We start from the raw sequence: 2,972 nt of genomic DNA, 5'->3' as shown, positions 1-2,972 counted from the left end.
CCGGCGAACCCGACGGTGACCCGCCCGTACTCGCCACGTCCGCCCGCCCGGGCCGCGCGGGTGGCCAGGTCGAGGTCGTCGAGCACCCGGCGGGCGGGATCGAGGAACGCCTGCCCCGCGCTGGTCAGCCGCACCGACCGGGTGTTGCGTTCGAACAGCGGCACCCCGAGCTCGCGCTCCAGCGCGCGGATCCGCTGGGACAACGGCGGCTGCGCCATCCGCAGCCTGCGCGCCGCGCGACCGAAGTGCAGCTCCTCGGCCACCGCCAGGAACGCGGCGACATGACGGATCTCCACGGATTACCCCACCGGATCGGGAACTGATATGCCGTCGGTCTCGGTTCGAGCCTAATCGAGTATTGGACGGCGATGAATACGCCCTGGCACGGTGAGCACACGACCGCGGGAGGAGCCGCCGATGCCGGGCCGGAGAGCGGACAAGAGGACGTCCCTGCACGACGCGATCGCCGCGCACGTCCGGGACGGCGACACCGTGTCCCTGGAGGGGTTCACCCACCTGATCCCGACGGCCGCCGGACACGAGATCATCCGGCAGGGTCGGCGGGACCTCACCGTCGTGCGGATGACCGCAGACATCGTCGTCGACCAGATGCTGGCCGCCGGGTGCGTGCGCAAGCTGGTGTCGTCGTTCGTGGGCAACTCCTCGGCCGGATCGCTGGGCAACCTGCGCGGCCGCATCGAGCGGGGGGTGCCCGCACCGCTGGAGTACGAGGAGTACAGCCACTACGGGATGATTTGCGCTACCTCGCCGGGGCGCAGCGGCTGCCGTTCTACCCGCTGCGTTCGTACGCGGGCAGCGATCTGCCGTCGGTCAACCCGGGCATCCGGAAGGTCGCCTCCCCGTTCCCCGGTCCCGACGGCGGCACCGAGCACATCCACGTGGTGCCGCCGGTGCACCCGGACGTGACGATCGTGCACGCGCAACGCGCCGACCGGGCGGGAAACACCCAGCTGTGGGGCCTGACCGGGGTGCAGGCCGAGGCCGTGTTCGCCGCCGGGAAGGCCGTCGTGGTGGTGGAGGAGGTCGTCGCGGACGAGGTGGTGCGCTCCGCCCCGAACCGCACCCTCATCCCCGCGCACGCCGTGGACGCCGTGGTCGAATGCCCGCGCGGCGCGCACCCTTCGTTCGCCCAGGGCTACTACGACCGCGACAACGCGTTCTACCGCTCGTGGTCGGCGATCAGCGCCGAACCCCGGCGCCTGCGCGAGTGGCTCACCGAATGGGTGTACGGCACGCGGGAGCACGCCGAGTACGTCGCCAAGCTGGGCGGCGACGTCCGGGACCGGCTGGCTGTGGGCGACGCGTCGAGCGCACCGGTGAACTACGGAAGGCGGTTGTGACAGGTGCACCCGGCGACCTCCTCCGAACTCGTGTCCGTCGTCGCCGCGCGGGAACTGGCGGGCACCGGCACGGTCTTCGCCGGGATCGGACTGCCGACCCTGGCGGCGTCACTGGCCCACCGCACCGTGGCCCCCGATCTGGAGATCGTCTACGAGTCGGGGGTGTGCGGTGCGCACCCGGACGGCCTGCCCGAGACGATCGCCGACGCCGTGCTGGTGACCGGTGCCGAGGCCGTGCTGGACGTGCCCACCCTGTTCGGGTCGGTGCTGCAGGGCGGCACCATCGACGTCGGGTTCCTCGGCGCGGCGCAGATCGACCGGTGGGGCAACCTCAACTCGTCGGTGATCGGCGACTGGCACGCGCCCCGGGTGCGGCTGCCCGGTCCCGGAGGCGCGACCGAGGTGATGGCGGGCGCGGACGCGGTGTTCGTCGTCATGCGCAGACACGACCCACGGTCCTTCGTGGACGAACTGGACTTCTGCACCTCACCCGGCCCGGACCGGGCACTCGCGGACGGCGTCCGCCCCGCCGGACGCGGCGTCACCCGCGTGATCACCGACTTGGGTGTGCTGTCCCGGGACGACGTGGGGCGGGAACTCACCCTCACGGCGCTCCGGCGGGGCGTGCGCGTGGAGCGGGTGCGCGCCGCCACCGGGTGGCTCCTGCGGGTCGCCGCCGACCCGGTCACCCTCGCCGACCCCACCGACGCGGAACTGGCGACGCTGCGCACCGAGATCGACCCCGGGCGGGTGTACCTGCGCTGACCCCCGCACGACGAATCCCCACGCGGACGGGCGTCCGTCCGCGTAAGCACCGCGCACCGGGGACCACCGACCGAGAGGAGCACCGTGCTGGCACGTGACTTCGGGCTGACCGGGACACAGCTCGACTTCCGCAGGATGGCGGCCGAGTTCGTCGACGCCGAGATCGCCCCGTACGCCCGCGACTGGGACCGCGCCGAGCGTGTCCCCGACTCCCTCGTCACCCGGCTCGGCGAACTGGGCTTCCTCGGGTTGGGCGTGCCCGAGTCCTACGGCGGCGTCGAGGCCGACATGGTGTCGTCCGTCCTGGTGACCGAGGAACTGGGGCGGGGCGATTCCGCCGTGCGCGGCATCGTGTCCGTCTCGCTCGGCCTGGTCGCCAAGACGATCCTCGCGCACGGCGGCGAGGAGCAGAAGCACCGGTGGCTGCCCCGCCTCACCGCGGGCGAGGCGCTGGGCTGCTTCGCCCTGACCGAGCCGGAGACCGGGTCCGACGCGGGCTCGCTGCGCACCCGCGCCACCCGGGACGGCGACGACTGGGTGCTGTCCGGCAGCAAGATGTTCATCACCAACGGAACCCGCGCCGAGGTCGCGCTCACCTTCGCCCGCACCGACGACGGGGTCACCGCGTTCCTGGTGCCGACCGACTCGGCCGGGTTCACCGCCACCGAGATCCACGGCAAGCTCGGACTGCGCGGCCAGGCCACCGCCGAACTCGCCCTCGACGACGTGCGGGTGCCCGACTCCGCCCGGCTCGGACCGGTCGGCAAGGGACTCGGGATCGCACTGGGGGCCCTCTCCCGCGGCCGGATCTCCGTCGCGGCGGGCGCGGTCGGCGTGGCGCAGGCG

The 2,972-nt window shown here is 73.0% G+C and carries 3 protein-coding genes and 1 pseudogene; 3 read left to right on the top strand and 1 reads right to left on the bottom strand.

What is annotated here, in order from left to right:
- Positions 1-296, bottom strand: a 296-nt coding sequence (locus SACHA_RS22960; RefSeq protein WP_019812100.1) for a LysR family transcriptional regulator, incomplete at its 3' end; no start/stop codon positions are given.
- Between the two features lie 121 nt (positions 297-417).
- Here SACHA_RS22960 and SACHA_RS22955 point away from each other — a divergent pair.
- From SACHA_RS22955 to SACHA_RS0118170, 3 genes and pseudogenes are all read left to right on the top strand, one after another.
- A pseudogene (locus SACHA_RS22955) lies at positions 418-1,361 on the top strand (CoA transferase subunit A).
- Positions 1,362-1,364: 3 nt separating this feature from the next.
- Positions 1,365-2,126, top strand: a complete 762-nt coding sequence (locus SACHA_RS0118175; protein ID WP_019812094.1) for a 3-oxoadipate--succinyl-CoA transferase subunit B — start codon at positions 1,365-1,367, stop codon at positions 2,124-2,126.
- A gap of 84 nt (positions 2,127-2,210) precedes the next feature.
- Positions 2,211-2,972 (top strand): acyl-CoA dehydrogenase family protein (locus SACHA_RS0118170; RefSeq protein WP_019812092.1); only part of this gene is annotated, 762 nt, incomplete at its 3' end.

Source organism: Saccharomonospora halophila 8 (genome assembly GCF_000383775.1).
GTDB lineage: Bacteria > Actinomycetota > Actinomycetes > Mycobacteriales > Pseudonocardiaceae > Saccharomonospora > Saccharomonospora halophila.
Note: the sequence above shows the minus strand (reverse complement) of the source record. Positions and strands in the feature narration are given on the sequence as shown.